At 68.1% G+C, this 19,247-nt stretch carries 23 protein-coding genes; 14 read left to right on the top strand and 9 right to left on the bottom strand.

Annotated elements, in window-relative coordinates:
* Positions 1–34 precede the first annotated feature (34 nt).
* Entirely contained in the window at positions 35–880 is an 846-nt protein-coding gene (locus EOD42_RS17595) for a dimethylarginine dimethylaminohydrolase family protein (protein WP_127788880.1), read from the bottom strand.
* A gap of 165 nt (positions 881–1,045) precedes the next feature.
* Between EOD42_RS17595 and EOD42_RS17590 the strand changes: the two genes are divergently transcribed.
* Entirely contained in the window at positions 1,046–1,804 is a 759-nt protein-coding gene (locus tag EOD42_RS17590) for an HpcH/HpaI aldolase family protein (protein WP_127788879.1), read from the top strand.
* Between the two features lie 33 nt (positions 1,805–1,837).
* On the opposite strand, the gene EOD42_RS17585 is transcribed toward EOD42_RS17590, so the two are convergent.
* Positions 1,838–2,812, bottom strand: a complete 975-nt coding sequence (locus EOD42_RS17585) for a hypothetical protein (RefSeq protein WP_127788878.1) — start codon at positions 2,810–2,812, stop codon at positions 1,838–1,840.
* A 105-nt stretch (positions 2,813–2,917) separates the two neighbouring features.
* Between EOD42_RS17585 and EOD42_RS17580 the strand changes: the two genes are divergently transcribed.
* The gene (locus EOD42_RS17580; RefSeq protein WP_127788877.1) at positions 2,918–3,148 is read left to right on the top strand and encodes a hypothetical protein; all 231 of its coding nucleotides are present in this window, start codon (positions 2,918–2,920) and stop codon (positions 3,146–3,148) included.
* On the opposite strand, the gene EOD42_RS17575 is transcribed toward EOD42_RS17580, so the two are convergent.
* Positions 3,120–3,686 carry a hypothetical protein gene (locus EOD42_RS17575; RefSeq protein WP_127788876.1) on the bottom strand — a complete coding sequence of 189 codons (567 nt, stop codon included), beginning with the start codon at positions 3,684–3,686 and terminating at the stop codon, positions 3,120–3,122. The two genes, EOD42_RS17580 and EOD42_RS17575, sit on opposite strands and share 29 nt — an antisense overlap.
* A gap of 184 nt (positions 3,687–3,870) precedes the next feature.
* Here EOD42_RS17575 and rpsF point away from each other — a divergent pair, with 184 nt between their 5' ends.
* The 5 genes from rpsF (at position 3,871) to folE (ending at position 6,884) form a co-directional block, all read left to right on the top strand.
* Positions 3,871–4,329: a 30S ribosomal protein S6 gene (rpsF, locus tag EOD42_RS17570; RefSeq protein WP_127788875.1), complete on the top strand. Its 459-nt coding sequence runs from the start codon at positions 3,871–3,873 to the stop codon at positions 4,327–4,329.
* Positions 4,330–4,334: 5 nt separating this feature from the next.
* Positions 4,335–4,613, top strand: coding sequence for a 30S ribosomal protein S18 (gene rpsR, locus EOD42_RS17565; protein WP_127788874.1), 279 nt, complete (start codon positions 4,335–4,337; stop codon positions 4,611–4,613).
* A 26-nt stretch (positions 4,614–4,639) separates the two neighbouring features.
* Positions 4,640–5,521, top strand: coding sequence for a hypothetical protein (locus EOD42_RS17560; protein WP_127788873.1), 882 nt, complete (start codon positions 4,640–4,642; stop codon positions 5,519–5,521).
* An 11-nt stretch (positions 5,522–5,532) separates the two neighbouring features.
* The gene (rplI, locus tag EOD42_RS17555) at positions 5,533–6,084 is read left to right on the top strand and encodes a 50S ribosomal protein L9 (protein ID WP_127788872.1); all 552 of its coding nucleotides are present in this window, start codon (positions 5,533–5,535) and stop codon (positions 6,082–6,084) included.
* A 164-nt stretch (positions 6,085–6,248) separates the two neighbouring features.
* Positions 6,249–6,884, top strand: a complete 636-nt coding sequence (gene folE, locus EOD42_RS17550) for a GTP cyclohydrolase I FolE (protein WP_127788871.1) — start codon at positions 6,249–6,251, stop codon at positions 6,882–6,884.
* 118 nt (positions 6,885–7,002) lie between these two features.
* Here the strand turns inward: folE and EOD42_RS17545 are convergent, their stop codons facing one another.
* From EOD42_RS17545 to EOD42_RS17520, 6 genes are read right to left on the bottom strand one after another with little or no spacing between them, the layout of a single operon-like run.
* Complete coding sequence (locus EOD42_RS17545; protein WP_164867993.1) at positions 7,003–7,914, bottom strand: cupin domain-containing protein; 912 nt, start codon at positions 7,912–7,914, stop codon at positions 7,003–7,005.
* Between the two features lies 1 nt (position 7,915).
* The gene (locus tag EOD42_RS17540; protein ID WP_127788869.1) at positions 7,916–9,127 is read right to left on the bottom strand and encodes a M20 family metallo-hydrolase; all 1,212 of its coding nucleotides are present in this window, start codon (positions 9,125–9,127) and stop codon (positions 7,916–7,918) included.
* A gap of 6 nt (positions 9,128–9,133) precedes the next feature.
* Positions 9,134–10,012: an alpha/beta fold hydrolase gene (locus EOD42_RS17535; protein ID WP_127788868.1), complete on the bottom strand. Its 879-nt coding sequence runs from the start codon at positions 10,010–10,012 to the stop codon at positions 9,134–9,136.
* 11 nt (positions 10,013–10,023) lie between these two features.
* Positions 10,024–11,166 (bottom strand): pyridoxal phosphate-dependent aminotransferase, encoded by a 1,143-nt coding sequence (locus EOD42_RS17530; protein WP_127788867.1) that lies wholly within the window; start codon positions 11,164–11,166, stop codon positions 10,024–10,026.
* Positions 11,166–11,945 (bottom strand): SDR family oxidoreductase, encoded by a 780-nt coding sequence (locus EOD42_RS17525; protein ID WP_127788866.1) that lies wholly within the window; start codon positions 11,943–11,945, stop codon positions 11,166–11,168. Before EOD42_RS17525 ends, EOD42_RS17530 begins: the two co-directional genes overlap by 1 nt.
* 57 nt (positions 11,946–12,002) lie before the next feature.
* Positions 12,003–12,704 carry a GntR family transcriptional regulator gene (locus EOD42_RS17520; protein ID WP_164867992.1) on the bottom strand — a complete coding sequence of 234 codons (702 nt, stop codon included), beginning with the start codon at positions 12,702–12,704 and terminating at the stop codon, positions 12,003–12,005.
* A 147-nt stretch (positions 12,705–12,851) separates the two neighbouring features.
* Between EOD42_RS17520 and EOD42_RS17515 the strand changes: the two genes are divergently transcribed.
* The 7 genes from EOD42_RS17515 to EOD42_RS17485 all read left to right on the top strand — a co-directional run bounded on the left by EOD42_RS17515 (position 12,852) and on the right by EOD42_RS17485 (position 19,235).
* Positions 12,852–13,625: an ABC transporter ATP-binding protein gene (locus tag EOD42_RS17515; RefSeq protein ID WP_127788965.1), complete on the top strand. Its 774-nt coding sequence runs from the start codon at positions 12,852–12,854 to the stop codon at positions 13,623–13,625.
* Entirely contained in the window at positions 13,625–14,371 is a 747-nt protein-coding gene (locus EOD42_RS17510; protein ID WP_127788864.1) for a class II aldolase/adducin family protein, read from the top strand. Before EOD42_RS17515 ends, EOD42_RS17510 begins: the two co-directional genes overlap by 1 nt.
* Positions 14,372–14,384: 13 nt before the next feature.
* On the top strand, positions 14,385–15,392 hold the full coding sequence (locus tag EOD42_RS17505) for an ABC transporter substrate-binding protein (RefSeq protein ID WP_206020389.1): 1,008 nt from the start codon (positions 14,385–14,387) through the stop codon (positions 15,390–15,392).
* A 118-nt stretch (positions 15,393–15,510) separates the two neighbouring features.
* Positions 15,511–16,254, top strand: coding sequence for an ABC transporter permease (locus EOD42_RS17500; RefSeq protein WP_127788862.1), 744 nt, complete (start codon positions 15,511–15,513; stop codon positions 16,252–16,254).
* On the top strand, positions 16,251–16,988 hold the full coding sequence (locus EOD42_RS17495; protein WP_127788861.1) for an ABC transporter permease: 738 nt from the start codon (positions 16,251–16,253) through the stop codon (positions 16,986–16,988). Before EOD42_RS17500 ends, EOD42_RS17495 begins: the two co-directional genes overlap by 4 nt.
* Positions 16,985–18,283 carry an LLM class flavin-dependent oxidoreductase gene (locus tag EOD42_RS17490; RefSeq protein ID WP_127788860.1) on the top strand — a complete coding sequence of 433 codons (1,299 nt, stop codon included), beginning with the start codon at positions 16,985–16,987 and terminating at the stop codon, positions 18,281–18,283. The genes EOD42_RS17495 and EOD42_RS17490 overlap by 4 nt, the downstream gene beginning before the upstream one ends.
* Positions 18,284–18,338: 55 nt before the next feature.
* On the top strand, positions 18,339–19,235 hold the full coding sequence (locus tag EOD42_RS17485; protein ID WP_240655198.1) for a polysaccharide deacetylase family protein: 897 nt from the start codon (positions 18,339–18,341) through the stop codon (positions 19,233–19,235).
* Positions 19,236–19,247: the final 12 nt, after the last annotated feature.

The raw sequence follows: 19,247 nt of genomic DNA, 5'->3' as shown, positions 1-19,247 counted from the left end.
GGCGCAGGAAGTCAGCCCCCTCGCGGCTGCGGGATCAGCCTTCGCGGATCAGCGGGCAGGTCAGGCAATGCGGCCCGCCGCCGCCCATGGTGAAGAAGGACAGCGCGGGGTCCAGCACCGTCAGCCCCTCGGCCCGCAGCGCCTGGTTGATGCGCACCGATTCCAGCGCCGAGATCACCCTGTCATTGCCCAGGGAGACGATATTGGCGCCCAGATGCATCACCTCGTCATAGGTGACGTCGATAGTGCGGATGTTGTGGCGCGCCAGCCAGGCCAGGAAATCCGGCCCCAGTATCTCCCGCGCGGCCAGGGCCAGCCCCGGGGCCGCCATGCAGAACAGCACGTCCAGATGCAGGAAATGCTCGTCGAAATGCTCGACGCGGACTTCCCAACCCTGGTCCCGCAGCCAGCCGGCCAATTGCTCGGCGCCCGCCTCATTCGTGCGCCCGCCCGAGCAGCCGATGACCGCGAGCCCGTCGCGGATGATCTGCACATCCCCGCCCTCGACCGTGCCGGCGGAGGACATGTGCCACAGATGCCCCTCGAAGAAGCGGACATAGGAGGCGTATTCGCCCCGCCGCTGCGGGCGTTCCAGCTGGCCCAGCACCGGGCCCCAGGGCGTCACGATCGCGGGATCGCGCGTATAGGCCATGTAGGGCAGGTGGGGTTCGGGCGGCAGCAGGTGCACGCGCACGCCCGCTTCGCGCAGGGCGTCGCGCAGCTCGCCGTGCTGCAGGGCCAGCTCCGCCTGGTTCGGCATGGCGCCACCCGCCGCCAGCGTGCGCCGCACGATGCTGTTGGTGGGCACCCAGCGATAGTGGGAGGGCGGGCAGAGCAGCACATCCGTGAGCCGGCCGGTTTCTGAGGAGACTTGCCACATGCCGCCACGCTAGACCCGCGCGCGGCGGGGCGCGAGTGGGCGGCGCAAATGGGCGGTGATGCATGCAAGTGCGATGCAGCATGCATGGATGGCCGGCCCCCGCTTGATCGCGCCACCGGCCCCGCCTAGCGTCGCGATCCAGGCAGCACAGCGGAGGAAGCGCGCATGGCCAATAAAGTCAAAGAGGCATGGAAGCAGGGCAAGGGCGTGGTGAACGGGTGGCTCGCCATCCCCAACGCCTTCTCCGCCGAGATGTTCAGCCAGTGCGGCTGGGACAGCGTGACGGTGGACATGCAGCACGGCGTGCAGGACTACCTCTCATGCGTCGCGTGCTTCCAGGGCATGCAGCCGCATGGAGTGACCCCCATGGTGCGCGTGCCCTGGCTCGAGCCCGGGATCATCGGCAAGGTGCTGGACGCCGGCGCCTATGGCGTGATCTGCCCCATGATCAACACGGCCGAGCAGGCGGCCGCCCTGGTGCAGTATTCCAAGTATCCGCCGCACGGCACGCGCAGCAACGGCCCGATCCGCGCCGGCGTCTATGGCGGCAGCGGCAGCTACCAGATGACCGCCAATGACGAGATCCTCGTCATCCCGATGATCGAGACCAAGGATGCGATCGAGAATCTGGAGGCCATCCTGGACGTGCCCGGCATCGACGGCGTCTATATCGGCCCGTCCGACCTCTCCTTCTCCTACGGGCTGACGCCGAAGCTGGACGTGGAGGACCCCTTCATCCTGGGCCTCTATGAGAAGATCCTGAAGGAGACGTCCAAGCGGGGCATCGCGGCCGGCATCCACAACGGCACGCCGGAATACTCTGCCCGCATGCTGAAGATGGGCTTCAAGCTGGCCACCGTCTCCAACGAGGTGGGGCTGATGATGGTCGCGGCGCGCAACGCGGTGAAGGTCGCGCGCGGCTGATCCCGGCGGGCGGGGGCAGACCCCCGCCCGTTCCTATTGCCGGTACAATGATGCCAGCTGCAGGCGCCTGAGCGCATTGCGCGCCAGGGCATCCAGGTCCCGCCGGTCCGCGGTTTCGGGATGCACGCTTGCCCAGGCGGCGGCGGTGCGCTGCCAGAACATCGCCAGGTCCATCAGCCGGTCGCGCAGGCGGGCCTGCTGCTCGACCAGTTCCGTCGACTGTCCGATGTAGAACTGCTTCTCCATGGCCTCGGTCGCGGTGCGGATCAGCGTCTCGGCGGTGGTGCGCGGGGTGGCGATCACGGCTTCCAGCTGCTGCAGCGCATGGGCCAGCAGGTCCCGTGTCCAGCGCCCGCCCAGCAGCTGCACCCGCGCGGCGGAGGCCACCATGCGCTCCATCCCTTCATAGTCGGGCTGGATGGCGTGGGCGGCCAGCACCTCGGCATGGGCCTGGGCCAGGCGCTGCAGGCTGCGGGCCAGCACCCCCACCTGCTCCAGGCCGAAGCCGTTCTCGGCCACGCAGCGGGCGGCGGCCATCTCGAACATGGCGGGGCCGGGGTCGGTGCGGCGCAGGGCCTCCAGCAGCGCCACGCCGGTTGCGCCGCCGCTGCGTTCCAGCGCGCCCACCAGCGTGGTGGTCGCGGCATAGAGGTGGTGTTCGGCCGCCGGCACCATGGGCCCGCCCAGCAGGGGCGGCGGCATGGGGGCGCCCGGCCTGATCGCCTGGGTGAAGCGCAGGGCCGAGGGCATCAGGCGCAGCAGCAGGAAGTCCCGGCTGCGCGGCTTGATGTCGAGCGCCGTGTGCGCCGTCTCGATGTCGAGGATGAGGCGCAGCGAATCGCAGCGGCGCACGAAGATGATCTCGCCTGAGGTGCCGCGCTCGAAGGCCAGGTCCGGGTCGTTGAGCCAGGAGGCCGCGAAGTCGAAGCGCGGCGGCGGCCAGGCCTCCTCGGCTTCCAGGCCCGGGAAGAAGACGGGGTCGAATCGCTGGGGTGCTAGTGTGGTCACCGGGCGATAGTTCCCCCGCATGGTTAAGCGGCGATTGCCGGCGCCGTTCACGAAAGCGCAAGCAGGCCATGTCATGGTGCCCCGCCACAGGACGGGAGGGCGTGCGTGTTCGAGGACAGTGATTTCCAGGCCGAGGCCCAGATGCGCTTCCTCTCGCAATGGCATGCAGGGCTGATCGTGGCCGGCATGGGCCAGGCCCATGCCCTGGCACTGGCCGCCCGGATGGATCAGCTGCTGGAGGAGGCGGCCGAGACAGGCCTGCCGATCGCGCGGCTGCTGAGCGTGCTGGGCGGTGCCGCCGCCAGCGTCACGCTGGAGCGCGGGGCGAACGACTGATCCGCACCACCTGCGGCGCCTGGGCATCCATGAACATCCAGGCCCGGCCGAGCAGCGCCTGCTTGCCGAAATCGTCGAACACGTTGCGGCCGAGCGGGGTGAACAGCACCTCATGCGTCGCGAGGCCATCCATGTGGCGCGCCTCGATCTCGTCCCAATGGGCCTCGGCCACGTCCTTGAGCACGACATTCACGGCCGGGTGGTTGTAGCCGACCATGATATTGCCGTCGTCCATCGGGTTGGGCGACATGTCCGGGTGCTGATGGAGGATGGCGTGCAGCACGCCCAGCGCGTGCTCGCGCGCGGCCGCGTCGTCCAGCCCCGGCGGCAGCAGCACGCAGGTGCCGTGGCGGAACACGCAGAAGTCCCGCGCGCCGTTGGCGTAATAGGATATACGGTCGACCACCCGGTCCAGCGGCTGCTCGAAGCCGGGCCGCCAGGCGGGCACAGGCGGGCGGAACGGGGCAGGGGCCGGGGGTGTCGCCGGCGCGCCGCGGCCCAGGAGCGACTTCAGCCTGCCGAGGAACGAGCCTGCCATGCCGGCCTCCTGTATGCGGGGGCAGTGAAGCATGGTGCCGCCGGGCGCGATACGGCCTTGACTTCCGCGCCCAGCCGTTGTCTACGCCCCACCGTCCCTGCCGTGGCGTTGGCGCGCCGCGGCTATGCCCATTTGTGTCCAATGGTTGGCCACGCCGGGCTGAGCTCATCCGAAGGGAGCACACATGCCGCTGTACGAGTGCGTGTTCATCGCGCGCAACGACGTTTCGCAACAGCAGGTGGATACCACCACCGACACGCTGGAGACCCTGATCTCCGAGCATGGCGGTGCGGTCCGCAAGCGCGAGTACTGGGGGCTGCGGTCCCTGGCCTATCGCGTGAAGAAGAACCGCAAGGGCCACTACACGCTGCTCGGTATCGAAGCCGATGCCCCCACCATCCTCGAAGTCGAGCGCCAGCTCGGCCTGCATGAGGACGTGCTGCGCACGCTGACGATCCGCATCGAAGAAATCTCCGAGGAGCCCTCGGCCATTCTCGCCAAGCGCGGTGATGACCGTGAGCGCGGCTTCCGTGGGCCCAAGCCCACCGGCCGCTTCGCCTCCGGCCGTGGCCGTGGCGACGACCGCGAAGAGTTCCGCGCCCGTTCGCGCGATGAGCTCGACGTTTCCGAGATCGAGGAGTAATCCCCATGAGCGACGACGTGCAGCTCGTTCCCGCCGCCCGCCGCCCCGCCGTGGGCGCCCGCCGGCCGTTCTACCGCCGCAAGAAGTCCTGCCCGTTCTCCGGCCCCAACGCGCCGAAGATCGACTACAAGGACGTGCGCCTGCTCTCCCGCTTCCTCTCCGAGCGCGGGAAGATCGTGCCGAGCCGCATCACCGCGGTCAGCGCCAAGAAGCAGCGTGAGCTGGCCCAGGCCATCAAGCGCGCCCGCTTCCTGGCCCTGCTGCCCTACGTGATCGCCGACTGAGCAGGCAGGGTCCGGGTAACACCATCATGACCAAGGGCTTCGACAATCCGGCAGCGCTGGCGGGTTCCGCCGCGGGCCTCGTCGCGGCCCTGTTGCTGATGTGGGCCACGCGCGGGCTGCCCTTGGGCAGCGTCGCGATGTGGTTCGCACCATTGCCCATCCTGGCCGCGGGCCTGGGCTTCGGCATCCTGCCGGCCTGGCTTGCGGTGGCGGTGGGCGCCGCGGTGGTGGCCGTTTCGGTCAACACCGCCGCCATGGCCATCTTCCTCGGCATCTTCGCGGTGCCGGCCGCCCTGCTCGTCAGCCTGGCCCTCAGGCCCGGTGGGCAGGACCTCTCGCTGCCCTTGGCGCTGCTGGGTCTCTACCCGGCCGCGCTGCTGCTGGCACTGGCGGGCTGGTTCGCGTCCTCCGGCGGCATTGAGCCGCTGATGCGCGCGGTGGTGGAACAGGGCTCGCGCCGCATGGGCCAGGATCTGCCGGAGACGGTGATCCAGGCCGTGACGCGGGTGATGGCGGCGGCCGTGGGCTTCTGGATGGCGCTGACGCTGTCGGTGAATGCCGGCATCGCCCAGCGCTTCCTGGCCAAGCGCGGCCTGGCCATCCTGCCCGCGCCCTCACCGGCGCAGGCGCGGATGCCGGGCTGGTACCTGGTGCTGGTGCTGGCGGCTGCTGCCGCCACGGTGGTGCTGGGTGGGGCGGTCGCCCTGTCGCTGCTGATCCTGCTGCTGCTGCCCTTCTTCATGATGGGTGTCGCAGCGGTGCATCGGAAGCTGGCGGGGCGCGGCGTCTGGCTGGCGGCCTTCTACGTGGCGATGGTGCTGTTCCTGCAATTCTTGGCGCCCCTGATGGTGGGCCTGGGCCTTTACGAACAATGGGCGCGGCGCGCTTCGCCGCCGCCGCAGACCTAGGAGATACAACAATGATCGAACTGATCCTGATGCAGCGGGTCGACAAGCTCGGCCAGATGGGTGAGGTGGTTAAGGTTAAGCCTGGCTACGCCCGCAACTTCCTCCTGCCCTCGGGCAAGGCCATCCGTGCGAGCAAGGACAATCTGGAGCGCTTCTCCGCCCAGCGCGCCCAGCTCGAGGCCCAGAACATCAAGCGTCGCGACGAGGCCGAGCGCCTGGCCGAGCGCGTCGAGAACCTGGGCGTGGTCCTGATCCGTCAGGCCGGTGAGAGCGGCAGCCTGTACGGCTCCGTCTCCGCGCGCGACATCGCCGAAGCGGCGAAGGAAGCGGGCCTGACCATCGGCCGCCAGCAGGTCCTGCTGGTCGACCCGATCAAGACGCTCGGCCTGTTCACCGTGCGCGTGGAACTGCACCCCGAGGTGCATATCCCCGTGATCGTGAACGTGGCGCGCAGCTACGAAGAGGCCGACCGTCAGGCGCGTGGCGAGGAGCCCGTGCGTGAGGAGGAGCCCACCCTCGAGGCCGAGCTGGCCGCCGAGCTGGGTGCCGCTGCCCGCGACTAATCTGAGCCTTGCGCTCGGACACTGATGGGGGCGGGTTGCGGCGACGCGATCCGCCCCCATCTGTTACTGCGGAACGGGATGATACGGCGTGGCAGGGTGCCCGTCGGCGCGCCCCGCTCCGGTCTGCCCTTGCAGGGCGGGTCAATCGGGATTCTGATACGCCCATGAACGAAGTCACGCCTCCGCACCGCCTGTCGCAGAACCCCATCCAGCGCCCCAGCCGCGCCGAGGCCGAGGCCGCCGTGCGCACGCTGTTGCTCTGGGCCGGTGACGACCCGGACCGCGAGGGGCTGGTGGACACCCCCGCCCGCGTCGCGCGTGCCTATGAGGAATTCTTCCAGGGCTATGCCGACGACCCCGTCGAGATGCTCGCCCGTTCCTTCGAGGAGACGGACGGCTACGACGAGATGGTGGTGCTGCGCGACATCCGCCTCGAATCCCATTGCGAGCACCACATGGTGCCCATCATCGGCAAGGCGCATGTGGCCTATCTGCCGAACGGGCGCGTGGTCGGCATCTCCAAGCTGGCGCGGGTGGTCGAGACCTATGCCAAGCGCCTGCAGATCCAGGAGAAGCTGACGGCGCAGATCGCCAACACGATCGAGAGCGTGCTGCAACCCAAGGGCGTGGCCGTGGTGATCGAGGCGGCGCACCAGTGCATGACCACGCGCGGCATCCACAAGCCGGGCGTGACCATGGTGACCAGCCGCATGCTGGGCGCGTTTCGCGAGAACCTGTCGACGCGCAAGGAATTCCTGTCGATGATCCAGGGCAGTCGCGGCGGCGGTATTGAGGGGTGATCTTCTTTTTCTGAAGAAAAAGAAGCAAAAAGACTTTTCGAGTTTAGGGTGCGACTGGCCATCAGGTGCGCCCTAAACTGACGAAAGTTTTTTGGTTCTTTTTTCCAAAAAAGAACAGTCACTCTTCCAGAAACTGAAACCCCATGCTCCGCGCATGATAGTGCAGCCCGCCATCCTGCACGATCAGGAAGCGCGCCTGCACCCCGCCGCCATTGTGATGGGAATGCGCGTCGCCCGCCGGCGTCACCAGCGTGTTCCACTGCGACCAGCAGTGCCGTTCGCCGGCGATCATCGAATGGCAATCCTCGCCCTGAACCACCAGCGTGATGGCCGCCGAGTTGTGCCGGTGCGCGCGCTGCGCCTGGCCGGGCGGCAGGGTGTTGAGCGACAGCGTGAGCGTGGGCGTGATGTTGCGCCATGCCTCCAGCCCGTCGGAGGAGAAGATCAGCGCGTGGCCTGAGGTCGTGTCGTTGCTGCCCATGCCGGTGATCAACGCCAGCTGGCGCTCGATCTCGGCGGCGGGGTAGTGCACCGGGGCCAGCATGGCAGGGGCGGGGGCCAGGGCCTCGAAGGCCAGCATGGGCTCATTGGTGACGAGCCACAGCACGCTGCGCGCGGTGGCCGCCAGCTGTGCGGTGCCGGGCAGCAGGAACACATCGCCCGCGCCGTAGAGGAAGGTCTCGCCGCCGGCCGTCACCTCGCCCGCGCCCTGGATGACATAGGCGATCAGACCGGTGCTGGCGAAGGCCAGCTCCAGCGCCTCGCCGGCCGCCACGGTGGCATAGCGTGCGAGCATCAGCGGGCTGGTGGCGGGAAAGCCGCAGCCGATGGCGCCCGACTGGTCGCAGGCCAGCAGGCCGGTCGGTGCGTCCGGCGCCAGGGCCGCCTCGGCCACGCCGCTGAACTCGGCGGCGGGCACGGCGGGCAGCTTGATGTTGAAGGCGTTGCCCGAGTTGAAGAAGCGCGCGCGGGCCGCGGCGGGGCTCGCGGGCTCTCTCGGCAACTGCACGGGCAGCTCGGCCATGTCCATCTCAGGCATCCTCATCCAGCAGGCTACGCAGGGTTTCGGCCAGCACGGCGGCCCCAGCCTCGACATCCTCGGGCGTGGACCATTCCAGCGGCGAGTGGCTGATGCCGTCCCGGCAGGGAATGAAGATCATCGCGGAGGGACAGCGCGGCGCCATGTGGCGCGCATCATGCCCGGCCGCAGACAGGATCGGCATGGCCCTGATGCCGAGCGTCTCGGCCGCGCGGGCGATGCGCGCGCGCAGCTCGGGGTCGAACTCGTTGCTCGGCGCGTCCACCAGCCGGGTGACCTGCACGGCGCAGGGCGCGGCCAGACGCTCGGCGGTGGCCTCCAGCAGCGAACCGGCGGCCTGCAGCGCGGCGTTATCGGGGTGGCGCAGGTCGATGCGGAAGGTCACGCGGCCCGGCACCACGGAAGGTGCGTTCGGTTCCACCTTCACCATGCCGATGGTGAATTTCACGATCGGGTCGGCCTCACCAACCAGGCGCTGCATCTCGGCGGCCATCCGGGCGAAGGCCACGACCGCGTCGCGTCGATCGGCCATGGCCAGCGTGCCGGCATGGCCCTCGGCGCCGGTCAGCACGATCTCCCAGGTGATCTTGCCCTGGATGCCGGTGACGATGCCGATGGGGGTGGCGGCGGCCTCAAGCTCAGGCCCTTGTTCGATGTGCGGTTCGATATAGGCCGCGACCTCGAAGCCGAAGGGGCGGCGCGGCAGGTCCGGGAACTGCGCCAGATGCGCGTCGATCGCCTCACCGGCCGTAACCCCGCCGGCGTCGCGGCAGGCGCGGATGGCCTCGATGGGGCGGTAACCGCTGAACGCCTCGCTGCCCATCATCCCCGGGGCGAAGCGGCTGCCTTCCTCGTTCATCCAGGCCACCACCGTCACGTCGCGCGGCGGCGCCGCCAAGGCAGCGACGGCGTTGAAGGCGGAGATCACGCCGAAGGCGCCGTCGAACTTGCCGCCCGTCGGCTGGGTATCGATATGGCTGCCGAGCATGATGGGCGGCAGGGAGCGATCGCGGCCAGGCTTGGTGAGGAACAGGTTGGCCGCGTCATCGGTCGCGGCTTCCATCCCGGCCTCTGCGGCCCAGCGCAGCAGCAGGCGCCAGGCTTCAGCCTCGCCAGGCGTCAGGGCCTGCCGGTTCACGCCGCCATCCTGCGTATCGCCGATGGCGGCGAGGGACATGAGACGGTCCCAGGTGGAGATGCTCATGCGGGGTTACTTCGTCCGCATGATCTGCCCGGGCAGCGCGCGTGGGTCGCGCTTCTTCCACGCACCGGCTTCGACCTGGGCGATGAACTCCGCCAGGATCGCGTTGAACATGGCGGGTTCTTCCAGGTTCAGCGTGTGGCCGGTCTTGGGAAAGACCGACAGGCCGCAGGCCGGCAGCGTCTTCTTCAGGAAGATGCCGGGCTGCAGGCAATGGTCGTCCTCATCGCCCACCACCACCAGGGTCGGCACTTCCATCACCGCCAGCTCGGCCTCAAGGTCATACAGCGAGGGCCGGCGCGCCTGCACGCCGCGCATGGTGTTGGCGGCACCCTGGCTGGAATGGGTGGCCAGCCGGTCGGCGAATTCGCGCCAGCCGCGCGGGTCCTTGTTCTGGAACTGCACGCGCGAGGCACCTTCGGCATAGACGGGGGCGAATTCGGCGGCCCCTGCCTCGAACCTTTCGGCCACTTCCAGCGACACGCCGCGGAAGTATTCCTCGAACTGCTTCTCCGCGCCGTAGCCGGCACCGGCCACCGTCAGCGACAGCGCGCGGTCGGCCGCGTGCAGGCCGAAATGCACGGTGGCGAAGCCGCCCATGGAAAGCCCCACGATATGCGCCTTGGCGATGCCGAGCCCATCGAGGATCGCCACCGCATCGGCCACCGCGATCAGCTGGCTGTACTGGTTCACATCCGCCGGGACGTCGCTGGGCGGATAGCCGCGCGCGGCGTAGGTGATGCAGCGGTGCCGGCGCGCGAAATAGCGCATCTGCGGTTCCCAGCTTTCGTGGTTGCCGCCGAACTCATGGATGAACAGGATCGGCGTGCCTTCGCCCGCTTCCTCGTAATGCAGCTGGATGCCGTCGGGCGTCGTGATCTTGGGCATGGGCGTCTTCCTCAGAACTGGGCCGGCACATCATTCAGGCTGCGGGCTTCCTCGACCAGCTGCGGCAGCAGGCGCACCAGCTTTTCCGCCCATTCGGCGGGGACCGAGGTGCTGATCTTGATGAAGCGGTCGCCGAAGCGGGCGGTGTGGTAGGTGCCCTGGCGGATCATGATGCCGTGGCGGCGAGCGGCCTCCACCAGCGCCTCGGGGCGGATTTCCGTGGTCTCGATGACCAGGAAGTTGCCGTGGCTGGGGTACACCGGCAACGAGAAGCCGGGCAGCTTCAGGAAGGCATCACGGATCAGGGCCTTGTTCGCCGTGTCGATGCGGCGGACCTCGGCCATCCATTCGGCCTTCACCGACAGACCCGCCATAGCCGCGCGCTGCGCGATGACCGACGCGCCGAGCACCGAAGTGCCCTGGGCCGCGAATTCCTCGAACAGGGCGGGCGGCACCACCAGGGCGCCGATGCGAAGCCCCGCAAGCCCCAGCCACTTCGAGAAGCTGACCGACACCACGGCATTGTCGGGGGCGGCCTTCAGCGCGGGGAAGTGCCCGTCGGCGAAGTCGCGGTAGGTGCAGTCATGCACCAGCAGCGCGTTGAACTTCTGCGCGATGGCCGCGAAGGCGCGGATCTCTTCCTCGGTGTAGCGGATGCCGAGCGGGTTGTTCGGGTCCACCAGGTAGATCACGGTGGTGCGCTCGTCGCAGGCGGCCTCCAGCGCGGCCGGCGTCAGGCGGTAGTCGCAGGCGGCGTCGTAGATCGGGATCTCGATCACCTCCGCCCCCGCCTGGCGGGCGAACAGGCAGGGCCACTTCCAGGTCGGGTCGGTGGTGACGAAGGTGGTGCCGGGCTTGCAGCGGGCGCGGCAGACGAGCGCCAGCGCGTTCACCCCGCCCTCGGTCACGATGGCCTCGGCCCCGGTCAGGCCGAGATCGGCCACGATGGCCGCGCGCAGCGCCTCGAAGCCCAGCGGCGGGGCATAGGCATTGAACTCGCCGGCCTCGATGGCCGCGATCATGGCGGCCTTCACCGCCGGATGCGCCGGGATGTGGTTGGTGTTCTGGCCCATCCAGGCCAGATCGGGCGTGGCAGTCAGTTCATCGAAATAGCGATTGCGGATCAAGGCATTAGAAACGGGAGCACCCGACATCAGATCACGCTCCCGCGTGCGGCGATGCCGCCGTCGATGGTCACGATCGTGCCGCAGATGTAGCCCGCGCGCGGAGAGGCGAGGAACGCCGTCAGGTCGGCGGTCTCACGCGCCGTGGCGGGGCGCTTGCCGGGATACTTGTCGTTCAACTCCTGCCAGCGGCTCTCGTCGCCCAGCATGTCGATCGCCTTGCGGCGCATGATTTTGATCATGCGGTCGGTGGCGACGGGGCCGGGGTTGATGCCCACCACGCGGATGCCGTCATCCATGCTGCGCCCGCCGATCGCCTTGGTGAAGGACATCAGGGCCGCGTTGCCGGTGGAGCCCGCGAAATAGCTGGCATCCCAGTTCTCGCCGGAATTGCCGATGATGTTCACGATCACGCCGTCTTTGCCCTTCATGCGCGGGTAGTAGAGGCGCGTGAGGGTGATGTAGCCGAACACCTTCAGGTCGAAGCCCTTGCGGATGGCTTCATCGGTCACGACGTCGAGCGAGCCCGCGGGGATGTCGCCCGCGTTGTTCACCAGGATGTCGATGTCGGGTGCGGCGGCCGCCAGCTTTTCCATGGCGGCGGTGCTGCCCAGGTCGGCCTCATGCACCGTCACCTTCACGCCATGTTCGGCACGCAGGCGGGTTGCGGCTTCCTCCATGGCGGCGCCGTTGCGCGCGGCCAGGTGCAGGTGGCAGCCCTCCTCGGCAAAGACCTCGGCGCAGGCGAGGCCGATGCCCTTGGAGGCACCGGTGATGAGAACGGTCTTGTTGGCGAGGTCGAGCTTCACGAGTCGCTCCTGCGGGTTTCGGTATGCAAAGACCCTGCAATTTGCATACCAAGATCGTCAATCCAGCGCGGCGATCAAATCCAGCAGGTTCTCGCCCAGCAATGTCAGGTGGGCGCGCATGTGCCGGTGCGCTGCCTCCGGATCGCGCGCGATGATGGCCGCCATGATGCTTTCATGCTCGGCGATGGTGTCGGCGATGCGGCTCGGCATATCCGTCACGCGGCGGCGATAGACGGCCACGCGGTTGCGCAGCCGGCGGGTTTCCTCAGCCAGGAACTCGTTGCTGGCGGCCTCATAGATCGCCTCGTGGAACTCCTGGTTCACGTCATAGAAGGCCTCGACGCCGGAGCCGGCCGTGATGAGCAGCCGCGCGTGTATGGCGCGCAAAACCTCGATCTGCGGGGGAGTGATGCGTCGCGCCGCGAGGCGCGCGCACAGGCCCTCCAGCTCCCCCATCACCTGGAACATCTCGATCAGCGTCTGCGCGCGGATGGCGCGCACCATCGCACCCTGGCGGCCCCGCAGTTCGACCAGCCGGTCGGCCGCCAGCAGGCGGAATGCCTCACGCACGGGGGTGCGGGAACAGCCGTAGAGATCGGCGATTTCCTGCTCGTCCAGGCGGCTGCCCGGGGGGATTCGCCCGGCGGCGATCTCGGCTTCCAGCTTGCGGTGCAGGGTATTGGCCAATGTCTCGTCCGAGACGGGGATGCGCCCCTTTTGTGGACTTTCTGCCTGCTTCGCTGCCTGTTTGCTACGCATGTGTCGACAAACGCCTATCCTTTGTGTGCAAAACCACCACGCTTTGTATTCCAAGCAGGGCCGCATCGCGCGATCAAGGGGAAACCGAGACCACCAGAGAGGCCCCGACCCGCCTTGGCCGAACTTGCTGATACCCCTCTGCTGGAGATGAGCCGCGTCTCCAAGACCTTCGGCCCCGTCCAGGCGCTGAACGGGCTGGAATTCTCCGTGAATGCGGGTGAGTTCGTGACCGTGGTCGGGCCCTCGGGCTGCGGCAAGTCGACGCTGTTCAACATCGTCGCCGGCCTCGAAGAACCCGACGACGGCGGCATCCTGCGCTTCAAGGGCCAGTCCTGCCACGCGGCGGAGCTGCTGGGCCGGGTGTCCTTCATGCCGCAGCGCGACCTGCTGCTGCCCTGGCGCAACGTGGTCGACAACGCGATCCTGGCCAATGAGATCGAGGGCGCGAACCGCAAGGAGGCCCGCGCCAAGGCGCTGGCCATGCTGCCGGAATTCGGCCTGGCCGGCTTCGAGAAGCAGTATCCCCACCAGCTGTCGGGCGGCATGCGCCAGCGCGTGGCGCTGATGCGCACCTTCATGTTCGAGCGCGAGCTGATGCTGCTCGACGAGCCCTTCGGCGCGCTGGACGCGCTGACGCGCACCATGATGCAGCGCTGGCTGCTGGATGTGTGGCAGCGCCACCGCCGCACCATCCTGTTCATCACCCATGACGTGGATGAGGCGCTGTTCCTGGGCGACCGCGTGCTGGTCATGAGCGCGCGCCCCGGCCGGGTGAAGATGAACTGCCCGGTGCCCCTGCCGCGCCCGCGCCATGCGGACCTCGTGACCGCGCCCGAATTCATCGCCCTCAAGCGCCAGGTGCTGGACGCGATCGAGGAGGAAGCCATGAAATCCTTTACCCTCAGCACGGGCGCGCATTGATGAGCCCGGCCGAACAGGAAGCCCGCGTGGCCCTTGCCGCCTGCTATCGCCTTGTGGCGCGCCTCGGCATGGATGACGTGATCTACAACCACATCTCGCTGCGCGTGCCCGGTGAGGAAGGCGCCTTCCTCCTCAACCCCTACGGCATGCTGTTCGAGGAGATCACGGCGTCATCCCTGGTCAAGATCGACATCCACGGCCGCAAGCTGGATGACAACCCGAACCCGGTGAACGCGGCGGCCTTCGTCATCCATGGCGCGATCCACATGTCGCGCCACGATGCGGCCTGCGTGCTGCACACCCATTCGGACGCGGCCACCGCCGTCTCCGCGCAGAAGGCCGGTCTGCTGCCGCTCAGCCAGTTCGCCATGCGCTTCTATCAGCGCCAGGCCTTCCACGACTACGAGGGCGTGGCCATCGACCTCGATGAGCAGACCCGGCTGATCAGCGATTTCGGCACCCACCCGGTGATGCTGCTGCGCAACCACGGCGTGCTGACCGTGGGGCGCACGCCCGGCGAGGCCTTCATGCTGCTGTATTACTTCGAGCGCGCGGCCCGCATCCAGCTGCAGCTCCAGGCCTCCGTCGCCGGCGGGGCCGAGATCGTGACCCCGTCGCATGAGGTGTGCGAGCACGCGGCCCGTCAGTTCTGGGAACTGAAGGGCGACATCCTGATCCCCGGTGAGCGCGAATGGCCTGCCTTCCTGCGCCAGCTCGACCGCGAAGACCCGTCCTACCGTTCCTGAAGGAGAGATGACGATGCAAAGGCGCGCACTGCTCGGCACCCTCGGTGCCACTGGTCTTTTCCCCGCCATCCGCCCGGCGGGTGCGCAGGGGCTGCAGCGCGCGACGCTGCGGCTGAAGTGGCTGGCGCAAACCCAGTTCGCGGGCTTCTACCTGGCACTCCAGCGCGGCTACTACCGCGAGGCCGGCATCGACCTGACCATCAACCCCGGCGGCCCCAACCTGCTGACGGAAAACCTGGTGGCCACGGGCGCCGATACCTTCGGCCTGTCGGGCGGCACCGACAGCGTGTTCGCCGCGCGTGAGCGCAACCTGCCGATCCAGTGCGTCGGCATCGCCCATCAGCAGACGCCCTTCGTCTTCGTGGTGCGCAACAACAGCCCGATCCGCACGCTGCAGGATTTCCGCGGCAAGACCATCACCACCTGGTTCACCGGCGCGAACTACGTGCTGCTGGGCATGCTGGCCCAGGCCGGCCTGCGCCAGGGTGAGTTCACGATGCAGCCGCAGCAGGTGAGCGTGACGCCCTTCGTGGACGGGCAGATCGATGTGGTCACCGCCACGCGCTACAACGAGTTCTACACGCTGATGACCCGCATGGGCCGCGACAACCTGCGCGTGTTCGTGCCGGACGATTTCGGCATCACCTTCCCGCGCGACACGCTGATCGTCTCGGAGCAGACGGCCCGCGACAAGCCCGAGATGGTGAAGGGCTTCCTGCGTGCCTCCATCCGTGGCTGGCGTGAGGCGCTGGCCGACAAGAAGGCCGGCGTGGATGCGGTGATGGCCGTGGCCCCCACCCTGAACCGCGAGCACCAGGAATTCATGCTGGAAGAAGCCGGCAAGCTGATGGTGGCGGGTGCCGCGGCGCAGAACGGCATGTTCTGGATCAACCAGGATGCGGTGAAGGCGGCCCATGACTTCCTGCTGCGCTACGAGGTGATCAAGTCGGCGGTGAACCTGCCGGCCGCCTACAACAACAGCTTCATGGAAAGCCTGACGGCGGCCGAACGGGGCGTGTGACGCGCGTCGAGGGGGCGCTGCCCCCTCGGGCCTGGTGATGAGAGTGTGGAGCAGCCCCAGTGAAGGTGTTTCCCGTGCAATTCTTGGGTTCCGGGGGCCAAGCCCCTGACGGCCTGCCGTGAAGGCTGTTCTTCGCCTCGTCCTCGGCCTGCTCATCGCCGCCGCCGTCTGGCAGGGCGCGGTGCTGGCCTTCGGGATCCGTCCGCATATCCTGCCCCGGCTTGAGATGATCTGGGGTGCGGTGCTGCAGGCGCCTCATGCCTATTGGCAGGGCTTCCTGCGCACGCTGATCGAAACCCTGATCGGCTTCGCCATGGGGGCCTTTATCGGCGTGCTGAACGGGGTGGTGTTCTTCCGCCTGCCTGCCCTGCGGGACATGCTGCTGCCGATCTTCGTCGTGTCGCAGACCATTCCCGTCATCGCCTTCGGCGCGCTGGTGGTGCTGTGGTTCGGCAACACGCTGATGGCCAAGGCCATCATCGCCTTCTACCTCACCTTCTTCCCCGTCACGGTGAACACGCTGCTGGGGTTGAACTCCGTGGACCCGCGCCAGGTGGATTTGCTGCGCAGCTTCGGCGCGAAGGGCCCGCAGATCCTGTTCCGGCTGCAATTGCCCATGGCCCTGCCGCAGATCTTCGTGGCGCTGCGCCTTGCCGCGTCGCTCAGCCTGGTGGGCGCCATCGTGGGTGAGTGGTTCGGTGACACCACGGGCCTCGGCGTGATGCTGCTGCAGGCGATGTACAATGAGAATGTGGTGGCGCTCTGGGCCGCCATCTTCTGCTGCGCGATCCTCGGCACCGGCTTCTATGCGCTGGTCGCCTGGGTGGAGCGCCGCCTCGTCTTCTGGGGGGCAGAACAATGAGCCGCTCGACCTGGCGCGGCATCATCGGCACGCTTCTGGTGCTGGCGGCCTGGGAAGGCGCCGCGCGCGGCTTCCAGCTGCCGGCCTATACCCTGCCTGCCGTCTCCGACATTCTGGCCGCCGCCTGGCGCACGCGTGCCGCGCTGATCCCGGCCGGCTGGCTGACGATGCTGGAGGCCCTGTCTGGCTATGCCGTGGGGTCGCTGCTCGGCATCGGCTTCGCGGTGCTGATGGCCGTGGTCACGCCGCTGCGTGGGCCGTTGCTGCCGGTGCTGATGGCGATCAACTCCGTGCCCGTCGCGGCCTATTCGCCGCTGGTGCTTCTGTGGTTCGGCATCGGCGTCGCGTCCAAGGTGGTGATGGTCGCACTCGCGGTGGGGTTCACCGTGTTCCTCTCCGCGCTCGCGGGGTTCGACCGGGTCGATCGCCGCAGCGTGGACCTGATGCGCAGCTTCGGCGCGGGCCGAGCCGCCATTCTGTGGCGGCTGCGCCTGCCCGCCGCGCTGCCGCTGATCGCGACCGGCATGCGGGTTTCGACCGTGCGCAGCCTGATCGTCGCGATCGTGACCGAGATGCTGGGTGCCTATGGGGGCCTCGGTTGGATCATCTACCAGGCGGTCGTGCAGATCGACTTCGTGCAGGTGTGGTCGGCGATCCTCGTCGCGTCCTGCATCAGCCTGGCCTTCTTCGGGTTGGTGGGCGCCATCGAGCGCAGGGTGATCTTCTGGCGATGACGAGGACAATGCATCTGGGCCTGTTCCTGCTGGGAACGGGCAGCCACATCGCGGGCTGGCGCATGCCGGGCGCCGTGGACAGCTTCCAGGACATGGACGCGGTGCGCGAGATCGGCGCGCTGGCCGAACAGGGCCTGTTCGACCTGATCTTCATGGGCGACAACCTCTACGCCGATCCCGCCGCCCATCCTTCCTACACGCTGCGGCTGGAACCGCTGACGATGCTGGCCGCGCTCGCCTCCAGCACCAGCCATATAGGCCTCGGCGGCACGGTCGCCACCACCTATTCCGACCCCTGGACCACCGCGCGCGCCTTTGCCTCGCTGGACCACATCAGCAAGGGACGGGCGGTGTGGAATGCCGTGACGGGCTCCGCGCCCCAGGCCGGCGCCAATTTCGGCCGCCAGCACCCCAAGCACGCCGAGCGTTACGCCGTCGCTGCCGAATATGTCGATGTGGTGCGCGGCTTGTGGGATTGCTGGGCGGATGACGCGATCGAGGCGAACCGGGAGACCGGGCGCTACATCGACCCCGCGAAGCTGCGCCCGCTGAACCATGAGGGGACGCATTTCTCGGTGAAGGGGCCGGTGAATATCGGCCGCTCACCGCAGGGCAGGCCGCTGATCTCACAGGCGGGCGGTTCCGAGGCCGGGCAGGATCTCGCGGCCCGCACCGCCGATCTGGTCTTCGCCGTGGTCCAGGAAATCACCGAGGCGCGGGCGCAATACGCCGCGCTCAAATCCCGCCTGCCCGCCCATGGCCGCAGGCCCGAGGAGGTGGTGTTCCTGCCCGGCGTGATGCCCGTGGTGGGCCGCACGGAGCGCGAGGCGCTGGACAAGCTGGCGCAGCTGCAATCCTTCGTGGATTCCTCCAACGCGCTGCAGATCCTGTCCGACCGCTTCGGCACGGATATGAGCCGCTATGACCTCGACGGCCCGATCCCGGAGCTCGACATCCCCGACACCTACCAGAGCTTCGCCGCCGCCCTGCTGAACAAGGCGCGGCGCGAGAACATGTCCCTGCGGGACCTGTACAACCTGACGGCCGCCGCGCGCGGGCATTGGGTGCTGTGCGGTTCGGCCGAGCAGGTGGCGGACACGCTGCAGCTGTGGTTCGAAACCGGCGCGGCGGACGGCTTCAACATCATGCCGCCCTGGTTCCTCGACGGCTTCCGCGATTTCGTGGAACTGGTCGTGCCCATCCTGCAGGCGCGCGGGCTGTTCCGCACTGCCTATGAAGGCAGCACGCTGCGCGATCTGCTGGGGCTTTCCCGGCCCGGGCGCGTTCCCGCCTGAACCGGCCCGGTCTAGCCTTCGCCCGTTCAGGACGGAGGCGGCCATGGTCTGGCAGGTGAAACGCGATCTTATCGGCTACGGCGCCAACCCGCCCGACCCGCAATGGCCGAAGGACGCCAAGATCGCGGTCAATTTCGTCATGAATTACGAGGAAGGCTCCGAGCCTTCCATCATGGATGGCGAAACCCAATCAGAGCTGGGGCTGACCGAGGCGAACGGGCCGGGCCACGGGATCAAGGGCCGCGACCTCGCGGCCGAGAGCATGTTCGAATACGGCAGCCGCGTGGGCTTCTGGCGCCTGCACCGGCTGTTCGAGGAACGCGGCCTGCCGATGACGGTGTTCGGCTGCGCGCTCGCCCTGGAGCGCAACCCGGAGGCAGCGGCGGCCATTCGCGCCGCGGGCTATGACGTGTGCTCCCATGGCTGGCGCTGGATCAAGCATTCCGAACTGACCGAGGCGGAGGAGCGTGAGCATATCCGCCGCGCGGTCGAGAGCCTGGAAAAGACCGTCGGCCACCGGCCGGACGGCTGGTATTGCCGCTACGGACCCTCGCTGAACACGCGCCGGCTGGTGGTGGAGGAGGGGGGCTTCCTCTACGACAGCGACTATTACGGCGACGAATTGCCGATCTGGACCGAGGTCGAGGGCAAGAAGCACCTGATCGTTCCGTATTCGCTGACCAACAACGACGGCAAGTTCACCGGCTGGACCGGCAATGCCGATCTCTGGTTCAGCTTCATCCGCGACGGCTTCGACATGCTGTACGAGGAAGGGCTGAAGGGCCGCCCCAAGATGATGTCGATCGGGATGCACATGCGCCTGGTGGGCCACCCCGCCCGCGCGATGGGGGTGAAGCGGCTGCTGGACTATATCGGCGGCAAGCCGGGTGTCTGGATCACCCGGCGCACCGACATCGCGAAGCACTGGATGGCGGTGCACCCGGCCAAGTAGTCGGGCAGCGCA

Source organism: Rhodovarius crocodyli, from assembly GCF_004005855.1.
GTDB classification, from domain to species: domain Bacteria; phylum Pseudomonadota; class Alphaproteobacteria; order Acetobacterales; family Acetobacteraceae; genus Rhodovarius; species Rhodovarius crocodyli.
This window is presented reverse-complemented; position numbering and strand designations above follow the sequence as displayed.

Excerpts from the sequence above, each read along its gene's own strand:
- EOD42_RS17495 (WP_127788861.1), top strand. The coding sequence starts at position 16,251 with ATGAGCCGCTCGACCTGGCGCGGCATCATCGGCACGCTTCTGGTGCTG.
- EOD42_RS17490 (WP_127788860.1), top strand. The coding sequence starts at position 16,985 with ATGACGAGGACAATGCATCTGGGCCTGTTCCTGCTGGGAACGGGCAGC.
- EOD42_RS17505 (WP_206020389.1), top strand. The coding sequence starts at position 14,385 with ATGCAAAGGCGCGCACTGCTCGGCACCCTCGGTGCCACTGGTCTTTTC.
- folE (WP_127788871.1), top strand. The coding sequence starts at position 6,249 with ATGAACGAAGTCACGCCTCCGCACCGCCTGTCGCAGAACCCCATCCAG.
- rpsF (WP_127788875.1), top strand. The coding sequence starts at position 3,871 with ATGCCGCTGTACGAGTGCGTGTTCATCGCGCGCAACGACGTTTCGCAA.
- EOD42_RS17590 (WP_127788879.1), top strand. The coding sequence starts at position 1,046 with ATGGCCAATAAAGTCAAAGAGGCATGGAAGCAGGGCAAGGGCGTGGTG.
- EOD42_RS17510 (WP_127788864.1), top strand. The coding sequence starts at position 13,625 with ATGAGCCCGGCCGAACAGGAAGCCCGCGTGGCCCTTGCCGCCTGCTAT.
- EOD42_RS17545 (WP_164867993.1), bottom strand. The coding sequence starts at position 7,914 with ATGGACATGGCCGAGCTGCCCGTGCAGTTGCCGAGAGAGCCCGCGAGC.
- EOD42_RS17515 (WP_127788965.1), top strand. The coding sequence starts at position 12,852 with ATGAGCCGCGTCTCCAAGACCTTCGGCCCCGTCCAGGCGCTGAACGGG.
- rpsR (WP_127788874.1), top strand. The coding sequence starts at position 4,335 with ATGAGCGACGACGTGCAGCTCGTTCCCGCCGCCCGCCGCCCCGCCGTG.
- rplI (WP_127788872.1), top strand. The coding sequence starts at position 5,533 with ATGATCGAACTGATCCTGATGCAGCGGGTCGACAAGCTCGGCCAGATG.
- EOD42_RS17540 (WP_127788869.1), bottom strand. The coding sequence starts at position 9,127 with ATGAGCATCTCCACCTGGGACCGTCTCATGTCCCTCGCCGCCATCGGC.
- EOD42_RS17575 (WP_127788876.1), bottom strand. The coding sequence starts at position 3,686 with ATGGCAGGCTCGTTCCTCGGCAGGCTGAAGTCGCTCCTGGGCCGCGGC.
- EOD42_RS17535 (WP_127788868.1), bottom strand. The coding sequence starts at position 10,012 with ATGCCCAAGATCACGACGCCCGACGGCATCCAGCTGCATTACGAGGAA.
- EOD42_RS17520 (WP_164867992.1), bottom strand. The coding sequence starts at position 12,704 with ATGCGTAGCAAACAGGCAGCGAAGCAGGCAGAAAGTCCACAAAAGGGG.
- EOD42_RS17560 (WP_127788873.1), top strand. The coding sequence starts at position 4,640 with ATGACCAAGGGCTTCGACAATCCGGCAGCGCTGGCGGGTTCCGCCGCG.
- EOD42_RS17595 (WP_127788880.1), bottom strand. The coding sequence starts at position 880 with ATGTGGCAAGTCTCCTCAGAAACCGGCCGGCTCACGGATGTGCTGCTC.
- EOD42_RS17530 (WP_127788867.1), bottom strand. The coding sequence starts at position 11,166 with ATGTCGGGTGCTCCCGTTTCTAATGCCTTGATCCGCAATCGCTATTTC.